This window comes from Paenibacillus sp. sg306046, assembly GCF_059821225.1.
On sequence record NZ_JCAMRT010000004.1, the window covers coordinates 70,589 to 84,330 of the forward strand.

Below are 13,742 nucleotides of genomic sequence, written 5' to 3' on the forward strand. Positions count from 1 at the left end.
AGGAGGAAGCGTATGCTTGAGCTGAAGCGTATTCACCATGCTGCGATTATTTGCCGCGATTATGAGCGATCCAAACGGTTTTATGTCGAGGTGCTCGGCCTGACGGTATTAAGTGAAACGTACCGGGCGGAGCGCCAGTCGTATAAGCTGGATTTGCGGATCGGGAGCGGCGACCAGCTTGAGCTGTTTTCCTTTCCCGGCGCTCCGGAGCGTCCGAATTATCCGGAGGCGCGCGGGCTGCGCCATCTGGCTTTTGAAGTGGACGATGTTGCTGCGGCCGCAGCCAGCCTGACTGCCAGCGGCGTCGAGGTGGAGGCGATTCGCACCGATGAAGGAACGGGCAAGCGGTTTACCTTTTTCGCAGACCCGGACGGCTTGCCGCTGGAGCTGTACGAGGTATAATCGGCTCATGGATGGAGCGGCCGGCTGCATGCTGCGGTAAGCGGGTTGGCAGGACGAAAGGGGGCGGAGCAGAGACTCTGCCCCCTTTTTTGGTCTGTGAATCCCTGTTTTTGGTTTTGAGCATGGAAAAGTGATGGGATTTCGACTATACTTGAAAATGAAAATCGTTATCATGATAATTCGATACGGTCTGATCCGAGTTCAAGGTTGAAAAGAGGCGAACTGATGGTGGATACTCAACTATTGCAAGATAAGTTTTTTGTGCGCAAAGCAGATCCGGCTGCGCCGCTGCTCTGGTCCAGTCCCGCAGCCGAGCTGCTGCGGGCGGAGACGATGCAGCGTTTTATGGAGCTGTACGGTCAGCGCATTAAGGCGCTGGAGCCCACTGCTGCTGCTGTTTACTTCGGCAACTGGATGGGGTTCCTCGCTTTGGCGCAGCAGCATGTGCTGTCTGTCCATAACCAGGCGCTGGATTTGTCGCTGGACAACTTGACTATTCAGCTGATGGAGCTTGAGGGGCGCACGGTGTTTTCCTTCAAGCTGGGGGCAGGCTCAGAGACAGCAGCCCCGGAGTCAGCCTGTGAGCGCGCAGCATGGCTGCATGCATCGCTGGAGACGTTGTACGGCGCTACATTGCGTCCATTGCTGGAGGCGGGAGCGGCGGCAGGCGGCGTCGATGTCGGCCAGCTGTGGGGGCAGTTTCCAACGAAGCTGAACTACTATATGGATTACTGGCTGGGCGATCAGGCGGCGGCTGACGTGCAGGAGCGGGTGCGTGAGGATTACCGGTATTTGTGCCAGCAGCTTCCCGCCGAGGTATTCGGCCGCAGCAAAAATCCGTTGGATGTGAAGGTTCGGCTGATCGAGGATATGAAGGACCCTGACAAGCAGGTGCGGATGAAAAATGCCTGCTGTATGTATTACCGCACGGAGGGCGCGCATTATTGCTACACCTGTCCGCGGATGAAGGAAGAGGACCGGGCCGAACGCCGGGAGCGGGCGGCTACGGTGTAACGTGTTGCCCGGACAGATCGAGGGCAGCTGCCATAAAACGGCCAAAGGAACGGGGTCCCAGGGGGCGCCGTTCCTTTGGCATGAGCTTGTTCTGGCGCTGAGCGGAGCATTCAGGCATGATAGCGGCCGCTCGGCTCGTTCAGCACCCATTCGAGCAGTATAATCTGCTCGTCCAGCCGCTCCAGCTGCTGGCTGGCGGAGGAGCGGGACGCGTCGCTGTCAGCTTGAGCCGCTGCGTCCTCCAGCCGTTTGCGCTGCAGCAGCAGCTCGTTCAGCTTGCGTTGCACCTGCTGGTCGGTTCTCACCGGACTGCACATCCTTTCAGTCTCATCGGGAAGGGAATACCCCGATTATAGGCGGCGATAAGACCCGGTGTCAAAAATTCCAGCGTTACCCGCAGAGCCATGGCAGGAGAAATACGCTCTGGTGTTAGCCATGGCGCAGCTGTCCGTTTTGCGACGACGGCTCTGTCGCCCACTCCCGCCAGAAAAAGTCGCCGGCTGGCGCGTACAGCTCGTAAAATAACGTATATTCGACTGCCCGGCGGCATAGCAGGGCAGTCCTGGCCGCATCGCCCGGATGCAGCGGACTCGCGTACAGGGAGCTTTGCAGCTGCTTCACGGCGTCGAGTCGGCTCAACGGCATATGATGGACCGTCGAGGCCGGCTGCTGGGAATAGCAGGCTCCGACCTCATAGGTCAAATGAATGCTTTGCGGACTGCGGCAGGCGCCTGTCCGGAACGGCGAATTAAATGCCCGCATCGGCCCGCGGGTGATTTTCAGAATGGTTGCCTGATCGGCCAGCAGCTCTCCCGGCAGGTCATCTGACGGCTGAGGAAGAGCGCGTTCCGGCAGCTCGGCCGGCAGCAAAAACACATACGCTTTATGCTCCTCGACAATAGAGGAGGCTTTCACCAGCAGGCCCCACTCCCGGTGGGTAATCAGCGCGTTATACAGCACAAGCAGGCCATGGGCCAGCGCGTGCTCATCATAAGCGTCAATCGTCGCTTCGCTGTAATCCGGCGCGGCGAGCACGAGCAGATCCGAGCGCGAATACCGAATGCGGTCGGCGGTCAGCGTCGTTTGCGGCGATTGGGAATCCCAGCGTGCGCCGTATCCAAGCTGCACATTAATCAGCATATCCGGCGGCGAAGCGAACGTATAGCTGGTAGCCGGCACAGCGCTGAACGTGCGCATCGTCCAGGCGTACAACTCGTCGGTCGGCAGCTCAACGGCTAATCGGTGCTCGGCAATCGTAAGCTCCAATACATAGGACATAGAAAGCTCCTCTCAGGATGATAGGATAGATACATATCGTATCTTGGTGATCGGAAGGTACCGCTTTCTTCTTGGAGGAAATCTAAATTTCAAAGTTGTCATTACAAAATATGTATATAAGTAAATATATGTTACAAATTGTATCATGTCAAGCGGTAGCTTTCAGAGTGCACTAGCTTCATACTTTTCGCTTCAATGCAGCAGCAGCTTGACGCCGCTAAACAAGATAAGCAGCGCGATCGTCACGCGAAGCGGCTTGGCCGGCACGCGCGCCGACCACTTGCTGCCGAGCAGAACGCCGGGTATGGAGCCGATCAGCAGCTGTGCCGCAAGGCCAAGCTGGACGTGCCCGAGGCCAAGATGCAGCAGCCCGGCGGCTGTCACCAGCAGAAACGCATGCGCGATGTCTGTGCCGACCAGCTCGGCCGAGGACAGCCGGTAAAAAAACATCATCGCCAGCGCAAATAGCGAGCCGGAGCCAATCGAGGTGAAGCCGACCAGAAAGCCAAGCACAAAGCCGATTCCGATGGTCAACGGCAGCTTGTGCTCCAGCGGCCGATTTTGCAAGGACGTGAATCCGCCTCGCTTGCCGCCCGCTTGCAGCAAATTCAACAGGGCGACGACAACCAGCATCACGCCGAGCGCCTCGCGGATGATCAGATCCTGGTAGACGTGCAGGGCGGGAACTTCCTTCAGCAGCACGATGGAGACGGCGGCTCCGGGCAGGCTGCCCAGCGCAAATTGCCGGGCCAGCGCCAGGTTGACGGTCCGCTGGCGCAAATGCTGCACGCTGCCAAACAGCTTGGTCACCGAATTATAGATCAAGTCGGTGGCCACGGCCGCCATCGGCTGCACACCGGCGGTGACAAGCAGCGGAGTCAGCAGCGACGCGCCGCCGACGCCGGTCAAGCCGATCAGAAATCCGACAAACGCTCCGATTGCGATCAGTTCGGGTTCGATAGCGATTCCTCCTTGTCCAAGCTTTGCATTTGTATAACACTATGCGCCGTATCGGGGAACATGCCATCTTCCGGGGCGTCTGCGGACGTTGCAGGGCACGGCAGGCCGGGGTAAATGTTCGCGTGACATCTTGATCTCCTTCCACGCATCGCGTACAGTTAAATAGCGGAAAATGGGGAACAGGTCTGTCTGCGTCAGCAGGAGAGGATCTGCGTACGAGAGGGGAAAAACGATGACGAAAGCAATCAAGACCTTCACCGACGGCGAAGAGGTTACCGGTTATTTTTTACTCAAGCTGGCGGAGGTCAAGCAAACAAACGCTACGCCGCCCAAGGCGTATTTCGATCTTATTCTGGCGGATCGGAGCGGCGAAATTTCCGCGAAGCTATGGGATATTTCCACGACCGACCGGGAAACCTTTTTTTCCATGATGCTGGTTAAGGTGCAGGGGGTCGTGCAGCTGTACCGCGACCGGCTGCAGCTGAAAATTGCGCGCATACGCAAGGTGACGCCTGAGGATGAATGCTCGATCAAAGACTTCATCCGCACCGCGCCCGTGGAGGCGGAAACACTGGTCGCGGCAATTGCCGCCGCAGCGTCCAGCATCGAGCAGCCGGCGCTGCGCACGATCGTCGACTTCTGCATCGCCAAGGCAGGCGACAGACTGCTGCAGCATCCAGCTGCCAAAAGCATGCATCACGCTTATTATGCGGGGCTGGCTTACCATACGGCGCGGATGCTGGAGCTGGGTGAATTTATCGCCGGCCGGCGGCCGTTCCTGAATGCCGATTTATTGAAGGCAGGCATTATCGTGCATGATATCGCCAAAACCGAGGAGCTGACCGCCGAGCTGGGCGTCGTGAAGGAATACAGCCTGACCGGCCGGCTGCTCGGCCACATTCCGATTGCGGTCAACTGGATTACGGAAGCGGCGCTGAGCCATGGACTGGACACATCGAGCGACGAGGTGGTCGCCCTCCAGCATCTTGTGCTGTCGCACCATAATCTCGGCGAATGGGGCAGTCCGGTTCAGCCGCAGCTGCCGGAAGCGGTAGCGCTTCATCATATTGACCAACTGGACGCGAAGCTGCAGGCTGTCGAGGATGCGCTGGATATGATGAACGATACGGATGAATGGACTGCGCCGGTCCGGGTGCTGGAAAACAAGCCGATTTACCGGATGAGCAAAGCAGCCGTCCTCGGTGGAAACACGCGCAAAGAATAAGCTGGAACTGGTCAAACGCACAGTCAGCCTCTGCCCTTATGCAATATGATGAACTATCTTCAGATAAGGGAGGTTTTCCTCAATGGGTTATGTTGGCGGTGTTGGAGCTAGCTGCGGCGGCTACACGTCCACAGCAGCAATTTTGGTGCTCTTTATCCTGTTGGTCATTATCACTCGTGCATTTGTTCTGTAATCGCATAGCAAATGGCAAGGGGCTGCAGCAACTGCAGCCCTATTCGGCTTGCCCGGAGTGGATATCGGTTCCAGATCAGGCTATAATGAGCGGACAGTGTTAAAGGGGAGGGAGTATGGACAATGGCAAAGGCAAAGGTCGCGAAACGTCCGACGCGGGATGAATTTGAGCTGGAGGAGCTGGGCAATCAGCTGGTCGAGGCCAAGGATGAAGGCTCAGAAATTGTACTGACGGTGTGGGGATGGGAAGAACAGGTGCGGGGAACCATTACGCTGATGGATGCGCGCACGAGGCTGGTGCATCTGGAAGGCAGCGAAGGGATCAGGAAGGTTCCCTTTATGGATATTATGAAGGTTGATTATCCGCGGGACTAGGCGGCCTGGAGCGCCGGAGCTTCCAAGCCGCAGCCGGGAGATGCAGTCCCTCGGGCTTGACCTGCATATTTTACATAAACTTGCGCACGAAACCGTCAGTCAAGGCCCGCGCCTTGTGCGGCGGTTTTTTTGTTAAGATTCGATTCGCAAAAAACAGACGCCCCCTGCTTCTCTCCGCTGCGCGGTGCCGTCATGTCCCTCCCCCGGGAGCCTGGCCCACACGGACAGCCATTGCGGAGCATACCTTGTCAGTAGCAAGACATTCACGGACGGGCAGCTTCGAGCTGGATCGGCTGCGCCGGAAAGGGGTGGATTCGAATGGCGAAAGGATTTGATTGCGCAACGCCGCTGCAGGCTGCGCCGATCAAGCTGTTTGCCGAGCAAGGCTTTACGTTTGTCGGCCGGTATTTGGCGGAAGCCGGGTCATGGAAGCGGCTATCGCCGGCGGAGGCCCAGCGGATTACGGCGGCCGGTCTGTATATCGTGTCGTTTTTCGAACGCTGGGCGAACCGCGTGCGCGAAGGAGCGGGGGCAGGCGCTGTCGATGGCAAGCTGGCGCTGCAATATGCCCGCGAGGTCGGTCAGCCGGTTGGCAGCGTCATTTATGCGGCGGTAGATTATGACGCCCCGGTCAGCGACGATGATGCGATTGAGGCGTACATGCGCGCGTTTGATGCCGAGATTACCAGCTATGAGCTGGGGGTGTACGGCTCTTACCGGGTCGTCAAGTCGATGCATGAGCGTGGCGTTGCGGTCAAGCTGATGCAGACGTACGCCTGGAGCCGCGGCCTGAAATATGATCCGATCAGCATTTATCAGTACCTGAACGATGTGACGGTGAACGGCATCGGGATTGACTACAATGAGTCGAACGGGAATGCAGGGGGGTGGAAGGTGGGGATGGCGATTCAACCGCAGCCGGTGCTGGACCCCGGCGTAGCGCAAACCGTGATTAACACCTGGATCAAGCCTTCGTGGGCGGATGCGCAGGCCGCCAAGCAAGGAGCCTCGGCGGAGGCGGTTCAGGCATTGGCCGAGCAGCAGCGTTACTACAATCAGCTGGCCAACGCGCTCAGAGACGCAGCGGGCTTGCCGCGCGAATAAACGGCTGCGGGATGCCCACATAAATGACGATCCGCTGCGAAAGCTAACCATGCGAGGCGATGCAGCCCCGGCAAGACTCCTACAGAGTCAAGCCGGGGCTATCGTTGCTCCAGCAGCGCAATGCCCGGGTCCGGGTCCGCGTCGATCAGCCGGACGGTCCCTTGACCGTCTGCGCTTGCGGATTGCAGCGCTTCGGTCTGCGCGCGGCTTTTCCGGCAGGGCACGCCGAGCTGCAAAACGGCAGGTGTGCCGTCAAGCCGCAGAACCGGGACAACCACGTACTCGGCCTGAGGCGCGTGCGGCTCTAACAGCTGCAGCGATGAATGCTTCGGACGGCCGGAGCTTGGCGACGGGGCGGGGGCGCTGTTGGCTGGGCGACAAGCCGTACGTTTTTTGAATGCCTTGGAAAATGAAAACAAGTCCGGGTAACCGACAGATTGGGCGATTTCCGCAAGCTTGTAGTCGGTTTCGGTCAACTTGTCGAACAAGCCGAGCAGCAGGCCAAGCCGTCCAAGCAGCTGAGCGCCAAATTTGCCGTCCAAGGCAACCCAAACCGTCCGCAGCAGGCAGTCCGGGTTGGTGTAATATTCATGCGGCACATTCGGGAACAGGTCAAACAAATCGCCCGTCTCCAGGCTGTAGGTGCGCTGCTCCTGGATAAAGCGGCTTTCTCCCTCCAGCACAAAAATCAAGTAATAGTACGCCGAAATGACCGGCCCGATATGGTAATTGGGCTTGGCCTGCGAAATTCCGGTGTGGAGCAGCCAGACGGGGCTTGCCTTCTCGAAGTCCGACGGGGTGAACAAATACATTTCGATCTGCTCGTGATGATGGTCCTGCGGGTTCACGCTTTGCATAAAAGCAGCCGTTTCTTTGGCTTGGCTCGGCGGCATTTATCGCCAGTGTAACGCTTCATGCCGAGTTCAGCAACTGTGACTTTACGCACTTTGTGCACAAAATGACAAATTTACATACAAGCTTCCTGACATTGACCCGCGGGCGGCTGTCTTGCTTTAATGCATGTATTTATTATTCCTATTGACTTAATTGGTAATTCGACCGGACTTCCGGAGATGCTGATGAACCTTGTGATTCCTCGACATTTGGCTGGGCGGAATTGATCAGCCGCACTGCCTGCTTGCTGCAGCCGCAGACAAAGCGAACGGGAATGCAGGACCATACCGCATAAAGGAGCATGCAAGATGGGCACAGAACGACAAGTTGAATTGGGTTGGTTTATTCCGACGAACGGAACAGGCGGCCAAGGAAGCGCAAGCGATCGTGGACCAGCAGCTTGCCAAAAAATAACCGATGCGCAGTTACCGGATGCTGCTGCTGTCGAGCTTTGTCGCCTTTGGGCTGATGCGTATGGGGAAAGTGGCAGGCCGCTGGATGTACGCCCTGTTTGAAGTCGGGCTGATGATTCCGTCGCAGGTCAGCATGCTGCCGATTTATTCCTTCGTTCACAAGCTCGGCTGGACCAACAGTCTGACAGGGACTGGTCATCGTTACGGTATCGGTGCTGATGCCGCTGGCAGTGTTTATGCTGGGTGGCTTTATGCGTACGCTGCCCCGGGAAATGATGGAAGCCGGGTCCATCGACGGCGCAGGGGAATGGACGCTGATGACGGGGGTGCTGGTGACATCGCTGCCGATGATTGTGCTTTATATAAGCTTGCAGCGGTTTTTTATTTCCGGAGCGTTGGCCGGGGCGCTGAAAGGGTAGCGTCGCCGTCTGGACCGGCTAGGTGTTTATTCGCGTGACCTTAGACCGTCTGAACTTCGAACCGCATCATCCGCTTAGAAGCGAAAAACGGGCCCCGTCCTGCGACGGGGCCCAAAAGTCATGGGAGAGGAGAAACCGGACGAAGAGCTTATGGGGAACGTAAGTCTTCTCCGCGGTTATCTACGGCATTTTCGGATGCCGATAATGTAAGGATGGCCAAGAGGCCGGGAATTTATACATATCCCGGTTATTTTTGCTGTGCATTTTTGTGCAAAGTTTCTGCTTTATGGTACGATAACGATATTCAGCGAGAGAGAAGGAAGGATGCAGCAGATGAGGGTCATATCGGGCAGCGCCAAAGGCAGGACGCTTAAAGCGGTGCCGGGCATGGGGACAAGACCGACGACAGATAAAGTGAAGGAAGCGATATTCAGCATGATCGGCCCGTATTTCGACGGAGGGCTGGCGCTTGACCTGTTTGCAGGCACAGGGGGACTCAGCATTGAGGCGCTCAGCCGCGGGATGGAGCGGGCGGTGCTGACCGATCAGGACAAGCAGGCAATCGACACGATTCGGCTGAACCTGCAGGCAACCGGCTTGGCCGGGCAGGCGGAGGTGTACCGCACGGACGCGCGGCGGGCGTTGAAGGCGCTGGCGAAGCGCGAGCTGCAATTTGATCTGGTGTTTATAGACCCGCCTTATAAGTTAAAAATTATTGAGGAGCTGCTGGAGGGGCTGTGCGCCGAAGGGCTGTTGACGGAAGGCGCGCGGGTTATCGCGGAGCATGATGCCGGCGACCGCTACGACGAGCCGGTCGGAGCGCTGGAGCCGGTGCGGCGGTCCGAATATGGAGCGACGGCGATTACCGTATTCCGTATGGGCGGCTGACTATAGCAAGGAGGATACTAGCGATGATGACAACGACGAAGCAACTGGAACGGCGTTATACGGTAGCGGTGTACCCGGGCAGCTTTGATCCGGTAACCAACGGGCATCTGGACATTATTCACCGTGCCGCCGCTGTCTGCGACAAGCTAATCGTAGCGGTGCTGAACAATTCCAGCAAAAAGCCGCTGTTTTCGGTCGAGGAGCGGACGGAGCTGCTAAGGCAGGCGACGGCAGACGTGCCGAATGTGGAAATCGACAGCTTTCAGGATTTGCTTATTCAATATATGAAGCAAAAGGACGCCCATCTCATTATTCGGGGGCTGCGGGCCGTCTCGGATTTCGAATATGAGCTGCAGATGGCTTCAACCAACCGCAAGCTGTGCGACGAGATCGAGACGTTCTTTATGACGTCCGCGCCGCAATATTCGTATCTCAGCTCCAGCATTGTCAAAGAAATCGCCCGCTTCCACGGGCCGGTAGTCGATCTCGTGCCTCCGGTTGTGGAGCGGGCGCTGCGCGAGAAATGCGGCGAGGAACGCAAGCTGTAGGCGAGGGCGATTACTTCGGCAATCTGCGCTCCCGGCCCCGGTAAAACAGGAATGCGGCGAACACGGATAAAACAAGCATGACAAGCAGCGTGCTGCCGAACTGCAGCATCATCGGACTGATGAACGGCCACCATTGATGCTGCTCGTCGAGCCAGCCGCTGCTGCGCGTCCAGGCCGGGGCCCAGGCGGTGACGGCGGCCGCATGGCCGCCCAAATACGCGAACAGCGGATGCCAGGCGAGCAGCGTGCCCAGCCACGCGAGGGCGCCGTGCTGCAGCCGGGCCAGCACGAACCGTGAAAACCGAAGGTCGGTTGCGGCCGTCAGGCTGCGAACCTGCGCGTGCGTGGACAAGCCGCCCCAGGCGAGCAGCGCGCTGAGCGCCGCATAGCCCCAAGGGAGCACGCCCGCATAGCCGGCGCTGTTCAGCTGCTGGGCGAGTGCAAAGGCGCCCAGATGCGGCTCCAGCACGCCGGCGACGGCGGCGTCCAGGAACGAGCCGAGCTGCTGCGGCAGCCAGCCGGGGCCGAGCGCAAGCAGAACGGCAGCGGCTGCTTTCACGAAGCCCGTCAGCTCGACGGCCTGCAGCAGCACGGAAAACATCATCATGCATCCGCCGATCACAAACAGCTGCTGCACGCCTGCGGATACGGCATCGCCCAGCAGCTTGCCGAAGGTGCGCCCGTCCAGGCGGCGGGCGTGTTCCAGCGCGGAAAAAAAGCGCTGCGCGATCCCTTCGCGTTTGCGCTGCCGAGCGCCGGACCGCAGGAGGGCGGACGGTGATCCGGCAGCCGATGGGGTCGATAAAGCTCGCGGAACCGATGGAGCCGATGAAGCGCCGCCAGCCGTGCTGCCGGTCGGCCGCCGCTGCAGCCGATGGAGCACCGCCAGCAGCAGCGCGGACGCATAATGAATAACGGCAAGCGTCAGACCGGCCGCAGCGCTGTGTAGAAAGCCCGCGCCTATGACGCTAATGAACATAACCGGGCTCAGCAGGTGAGAGGCTGCCAACAGCCGCTCGCCTTCGTCCTGCGTCAGCTGGTTTTGCTGACGCAGCGTGCCGACGGCCGCAGCTCCGGCGGGCATGCCGGCGGTGAAGCCGACCGCCAGCACGAAGCCCCCGATGCCGGGGACGCGCAGCAGCGCCCGGAACAGCGGCTCCAGCAGGACGCCGAGGCCGTGCAGCAGGCCGAGGCCGCGGAGCAGCTCGGTTAAAATCAGAAACGGCAGCAGGGCGGGAAACACCAGCTTCCACCACAGATGCAGCCCTTGCAGCGACGATTGGAACGCCTGATTGGGAAAAGCAATAATACTGACCACGAGCGCAAGCGCGCCGGCGCCGAGCAGGAACGTGGTCAGCCTGGGGGACATCAGGGTGGATAGGCGGGGCATCCGAATCCCTCCGGCTTGTCAGATTGGTACAAGTGTACGCGTTCCCTGCATGGAATAGACCAGATGCGCGTACGATAGACAACACAGTTGTGCAGATCGGGGTGGGAGAATCTTGGAGGATACAAGTCATCTGAAAAAAGCGTCACGGATTGTTTTTTCGGTGTTTGCGGCCATTGTGCTCGTATTTGTCATTTATATGGTGCCGCTGCCTTATTACATTTTCAAGCCGGGCACAGCCGATGTGCTCGCGCCGATGGTGCAGGTCAAGCAGGAGATTGGCGAGGACAAGGGACAATTTATGCTGACAACCGTGCGGTTAAGCGAGGTCAATATCGCTGCCCTGCTGATGTCGTTTCTGTCGCCGTACGAGGAGCTGCGGCTGAAAAGCGAGCTGCTGCGTAACAACGAGACGCGCGCCGAATATTCCCAGCGCCAGGAAATTATTATGCATACCTCACAGGCGGATGCGATTCAGGCGGCCTACAATCAATTGAAGATTCCATACCATATCCGCCAGGACGGCGTTGTCGTCCAGCAAGTATACCCGAACTTTCCGGCAGTGGACGTGCTGCAGGCAGGGGATTTTATTGTGGAGCTGGAGGGCAAGCCGATCCGGACGTTTGATGAGATGCGGGCCGCGCTGCAGGGGAAGAAGGCAGGCGATACGGCCAAGGTTGGCTTCAAGCGCGGCGACGTGATCAGAACTCGGGACGTTGCGCTGGCGGAGCTGCCGGATCAGGAGAAGGTCGAGGCTTCGGCGCGGCGCGCCGGGCTGGGCATCGTACCGGCCGAAGTACATAGCGTGCAGGCCGACCGGCCGGAGCAGCAAGTGGCTATTCAGGCCGGCGAGATTGGCGGTCCTTCCGCCGGGCTGATGTTTTCGCTGGAAATTATAAACCGGCTCAGCCCGGAGGATTTGACGAAGGGACACCGGATCGCAGGCACCGGGGAAATTGATCCGGAGGGCAAGGTCGGCGTCATTGGCGGCATTATGCATAAGGTGGTGGCGGCTGACCGGGCGGGCGCTGAAATTTTCTTTGCTCCGCAGGATGTTACCGCAGCGAACGGAGCGACCATTCCGAACTATTCGGTGGCCGTTGAACGCGCCAGGCAGCTGGGCACGAAGATGAAAATCGTGCCGGTCAGCACGCTGGAGGACGCGCTCCGTTACTTGACGGAGCTGTCGCCGAAAGCAACCTGACCGGCCGGCTGCTCAGGCTGCGCCGCTTCAGCGCGTTCCGGCGGCTCGTAGTCGCGGCCGGGATCTGTATTCGGCGGAGCTGACAAAGGCGCCTCTTCCGCGCGTACAGGCGGCTCGTAGTAGTCGCGCAGCCAGTCGCGGGACGACGACTCGCGGTAGGCGAGCGCGTGGACGGCGGTCGCGCGAATATCCAGCTCCAGGTAAGGCGGAGGCGACGCCGTTACGTTGGTAACGACAGGCGTCTTCGCCTTCGTTTTCATCTGCTTCAGCAGCTCGCGGCCGCGCGGGCTGAAGCCCAGCACACGGATATAGGAAACGCCTTCGGCCAGCCGGGGGGCGCTCAGCTCCTCCTTCGTATGGCTGAGCAAAATGCGCAGCAGCATCCGCTGCAGCTTGGTGCGCGTGTAACGCCGAGTTTTCAGCCCGGCGAGCAGCGTCTCGACAACGGGTACGCCTGCCTGCGTACAGCCGGTCAATGCGGCTCTGATCCGGTGCTCCAGCCCTTCGCTCACCTCGGCCAGCGCAGCGAGCTGCTCCGGCGATTGCGTAAGCAGCCGCTGGAGCAGGGGCTGGGCGAGCTGCTCCCAGTGGACGGGCGCGCGGCCGGCGCGCCATTCCCGCTCCAGGATGCGGGCGGTTGCGTCCGGTACATACGGACGGATGCTGTCCAGCGAGCCATGCTCCAGCAGCAGCTTGCGCAGCGCGGTCGCGCTGGCGATTCGCGCGTCGGTGACGTCGGCCTGGCTGTAGTCGGCCTTCGTGCGCTGAATCGTCAGCGGCCGGATCCGGCTGTGCAGGCGTCGCAGCGCGATCAAGTAATGCAAGCCGAGCGTATTGTTCGGCTTGGCGAGCTCCGCCGGATCGGCCTCCGGCAGCAGCCGCGCGACGGCTGCGCTGTATGCCGCCGGATACGGCCGGCCGCAGGCCAGCTCCTCCGCGAGTGCGGCCTGGAAGGCCGGCGGCTCGCGGTGCAGCAGATCGGCGGCGGCAGTGAGCAGCGCCAGTCCGCCGCTTTCGCTGCCGAAGCAAAGGCTGTCCACGACGCCGGTCGCCTCCAGCGTGGCGACGGCGCCGTAGGCGAACCATTCGGCAGGCTGGGCCGCGTAGGCGACAGGCAGCTCCAGCACAAGGTCTGCGCCCATCGCCAGCGCCATTTCGGCCCGCGCCCATTTGCCGACGAGCGCAGGCTCGCCGCGCTGCAGGAAATGGCCGCTCATCACACAGACGACGGCCTCGGCCGAGGCGGCGAGCCGGGATTGCTCGAAATGATACACATGTCCATTGTGCAGCGGGTTGTATTCAACGATGAGACCGACGGTCCGCATGGCGCATTCCTCCGAAATCTTGACAATTAAGACTGAACGTTCTATGATTCATCACTATATCATGAAGTGAAAATGTTGACAAAAGGTAACACTACTCGATATAATAATTTTTGT

General features: G+C 59.4%; 16 protein-coding genes. 10 read left to right on the forward strand and 6 right to left on the reverse strand.

Annotated features, from left to right (window positions below; all coding sequences use genetic code 11):
• Window positions 1-12: 12 nt before the first annotated feature.
• Window positions 13-402, forward strand: a complete 390-nt coding sequence (gene gloA2 / locus AC6ROY_RS05180; protein ID WP_500098995.1) for an SMU1112c/YaeR family gloxylase I-like metalloprotein — start codon at window positions 13-15, stop codon at window positions 400-402.
• A gap of 225 nt (window positions 403-627) precedes the next feature.
• On the forward strand, window positions 628-1,416 hold the full coding sequence (locus AC6ROY_RS05185) for a (2Fe-2S)-binding protein (RefSeq protein WP_500098996.1): 789 nt from the start codon (window positions 628-630) through the stop codon (window positions 1,414-1,416).
• A gap of 110 nt (window positions 1,417-1,526) precedes the next feature.
• On the opposite strand, the gene AC6ROY_RS05190 is transcribed toward AC6ROY_RS05185, so the two are convergent.
• The 3 genes from AC6ROY_RS05190 to AC6ROY_RS05200 all read right to left on the reverse strand — a co-directional run bounded on the left by AC6ROY_RS05190 (window position 1,527) and on the right by AC6ROY_RS05200 (window position 3,654).
• On the reverse strand, window positions 1,527-1,721 hold the full coding sequence (locus AC6ROY_RS05190; protein WP_500098997.1) for a hypothetical protein: 195 nt from the start codon (window positions 1,719-1,721) through the stop codon (window positions 1,527-1,529).
• 124 nt (window positions 1,722-1,845) lie between these two features.
• The gene (locus AC6ROY_RS05195; RefSeq protein WP_500098998.1) at window positions 1,846-2,694 is read right to left on the reverse strand and encodes a hypothetical protein; all 849 of its coding nucleotides are present in this window, start codon (window positions 2,692-2,694) and stop codon (window positions 1,846-1,848) included.
• Between the two features lie 192 nt (window positions 2,695-2,886).
• Entirely contained in the window at window positions 2,887-3,654 is a 768-nt protein-coding gene (locus AC6ROY_RS05200) for a sulfite exporter TauE/SafE family protein (protein ID WP_500099273.1), read from the reverse strand.
• Between the two features lie 232 nt (window positions 3,655-3,886).
• Between AC6ROY_RS05200 and AC6ROY_RS05205 the strand changes: the two genes are divergently transcribed.
• From AC6ROY_RS05205 to AC6ROY_RS05220, 4 genes are all read left to right on the forward strand, one after another.
• The gene (locus tag AC6ROY_RS05205; RefSeq protein ID WP_500099000.1) at window positions 3,887-4,879 is read left to right on the forward strand and encodes a 3'-5' exoribonuclease YhaM family protein; all 993 of its coding nucleotides are present in this window, start codon (window positions 3,887-3,889) and stop codon (window positions 4,877-4,879) included.
• 82 nt (window positions 4,880-4,961) lie between these two features.
• A complete protein-coding gene (locus AC6ROY_RS05210; protein ID WP_500099001.1) occupies window positions 4,962-5,072 on the forward strand; it encodes a YjcZ family sporulation protein in 111 nt (36 codons plus the stop codon).
• 122 nt (window positions 5,073-5,194) lie between these two features.
• Window positions 5,195-5,446, forward strand: coding sequence for a YolD-like family protein (locus AC6ROY_RS05215; protein ID WP_500099002.1), 252 nt, complete (start codon window positions 5,195-5,197; stop codon window positions 5,444-5,446).
• Window positions 5,447-5,764: 318 nt separating this feature from the next.
• Complete coding sequence (locus AC6ROY_RS05220) at window positions 5,765-6,550, forward strand: glycoside hydrolase domain-containing protein (protein ID WP_500099003.1); 786 nt, start codon at window positions 5,765-5,767, stop codon at window positions 6,548-6,550.
• Between the two features lie 98 nt (window positions 6,551-6,648).
• Here the strand turns inward: AC6ROY_RS05220 and AC6ROY_RS05225 are convergent, their stop codons facing one another.
• The gene (locus tag AC6ROY_RS05225) at window positions 6,649-7,407 is read right to left on the reverse strand and encodes an AraC family ligand binding domain-containing protein (RefSeq protein ID WP_500099004.1); all 759 of its coding nucleotides are present in this window, start codon (window positions 7,405-7,407) and stop codon (window positions 6,649-6,651) included.
• 668 nt (window positions 7,408-8,075) lie between these two features.
• On the opposite strand from AC6ROY_RS05225, the gene AC6ROY_RS05230 reads away from it, so the two are divergent.
• The 3 genes from AC6ROY_RS05230 (at window position 8,076) to coaD (ending at window position 9,712) form a co-directional block, all read left to right on the forward strand.
• Complete coding sequence (locus AC6ROY_RS05230; RefSeq protein WP_500099005.1) at window positions 8,076-8,276, forward strand: hypothetical protein; 201 nt, start codon at window positions 8,076-8,078, stop codon at window positions 8,274-8,276.
• 333 nt (window positions 8,277-8,609) lie between these two features.
• The gene (rsmD, locus tag AC6ROY_RS05235) at window positions 8,610-9,164 is read left to right on the forward strand and encodes a 16S rRNA (guanine(966)-N(2))-methyltransferase RsmD (protein WP_500099006.1); all 555 of its coding nucleotides are present in this window, start codon (window positions 8,610-8,612) and stop codon (window positions 9,162-9,164) included.
• Between the two features lie 23 nt (window positions 9,165-9,187).
• The gene (gene coaD, locus AC6ROY_RS05240) at window positions 9,188-9,712 is read left to right on the forward strand and encodes a pantetheine-phosphate adenylyltransferase (protein ID WP_500099007.1); all 525 of its coding nucleotides are present in this window, start codon (window positions 9,188-9,190) and stop codon (window positions 9,710-9,712) included.
• Between the two features lie 10 nt (window positions 9,713-9,722).
• On the opposite strand, the gene AC6ROY_RS05245 is transcribed toward coaD, so the two are convergent.
• Window positions 9,723-11,102 carry a nucleoside recognition domain-containing protein gene (locus AC6ROY_RS05245; protein WP_500099008.1) on the reverse strand — a complete coding sequence of 460 codons (1,380 nt, stop codon included), beginning with the start codon at window positions 11,100-11,102 and terminating at the stop codon, window positions 9,723-9,725.
• 112 nt (window positions 11,103-11,214) lie between these two features.
• On the opposite strand from AC6ROY_RS05245, the gene AC6ROY_RS05250 reads away from it, so the two are divergent.
• Window positions 11,215-12,303, forward strand: coding sequence for a SepM family pheromone-processing serine protease (locus tag AC6ROY_RS05250; protein ID WP_500099009.1), 1,089 nt, complete (start codon window positions 11,215-11,217; stop codon window positions 12,301-12,303).
• Here the strand turns inward: AC6ROY_RS05250 and AC6ROY_RS05255 are convergent.
• A complete protein-coding gene (locus AC6ROY_RS05255) occupies window positions 12,270-13,628 on the reverse strand; it encodes a nucleotidyltransferase (RefSeq protein WP_500099010.1) in 1,359 nt (452 codons plus the stop codon). The two genes, AC6ROY_RS05250 and AC6ROY_RS05255, sit on opposite strands and share 34 nt — an antisense overlap.
• Window positions 13,629-13,742 lie beyond the last annotated feature (114 nt).

Excerpts from the sequence above, each read along its gene's own strand:
- AC6ROY_RS05195 (WP_500098998.1), bottom strand. The coding sequence starts at position 2,694 with ATGTCCTATGTATTGGAGCTTACGATTGCCGAGCACCGATTAGCCGTT.
- AC6ROY_RS05215 (WP_500099002.1), top strand. The coding sequence starts at position 5,195 with ATGGCAAAGGCAAAGGTCGCGAAACGTCCGACGCGGGATGAATTTGAG.
- AC6ROY_RS05185 (WP_500098996.1), top strand. The coding sequence starts at position 628 with ATGGTGGATACTCAACTATTGCAAGATAAGTTTTTTGTGCGCAAAGCA.
- coaD (WP_500099007.1), top strand. The coding sequence starts at position 9,188 with ATGATGACAACGACGAAGCAACTGGAACGGCGTTATACGGTAGCGGTG.
- gloA2 (WP_500098995.1), top strand. The coding sequence starts at position 13 with ATGCTTGAGCTGAAGCGTATTCACCATGCTGCGATTATTTGCCGCGAT.
- AC6ROY_RS05245 (WP_500099008.1), bottom strand. The coding sequence starts at position 11,102 with ATGCCCCGCCTATCCACCCTGATGTCCCCCAGGCTGACCACGTTCCTG.
- AC6ROY_RS05220 (WP_500099003.1), top strand. The coding sequence starts at position 5,765 with ATGGCGAAAGGATTTGATTGCGCAACGCCGCTGCAGGCTGCGCCGATC.
- AC6ROY_RS05230 (WP_500099005.1), top strand. The coding sequence starts at position 8,076 with ATGCCGCTGGCAGTGTTTATGCTGGGTGGCTTTATGCGTACGCTGCCC.
- AC6ROY_RS05205 (WP_500099000.1), top strand. The coding sequence starts at position 3,887 with ATGACGAAAGCAATCAAGACCTTCACCGACGGCGAAGAGGTTACCGGT.
- rsmD (WP_500099006.1), top strand. The coding sequence starts at position 8,610 with ATGAGGGTCATATCGGGCAGCGCCAAAGGCAGGACGCTTAAAGCGGTG.
- AC6ROY_RS05255 (WP_500099010.1), bottom strand. The coding sequence starts at position 13,628 with ATGCGGACCGTCGGTCTCATCGTTGAATACAACCCGCTGCACAATGGA.
- AC6ROY_RS05225 (WP_500099004.1), bottom strand. The coding sequence starts at position 7,407 with ATGCAAAGCGTGAACCCGCAGGACCATCATCACGAGCAGATCGAAATG.
- AC6ROY_RS05210 (WP_500099001.1), top strand. The coding sequence starts at position 4,962 with ATGGGTTATGTTGGCGGTGTTGGAGCTAGCTGCGGCGGCTACACGTCC.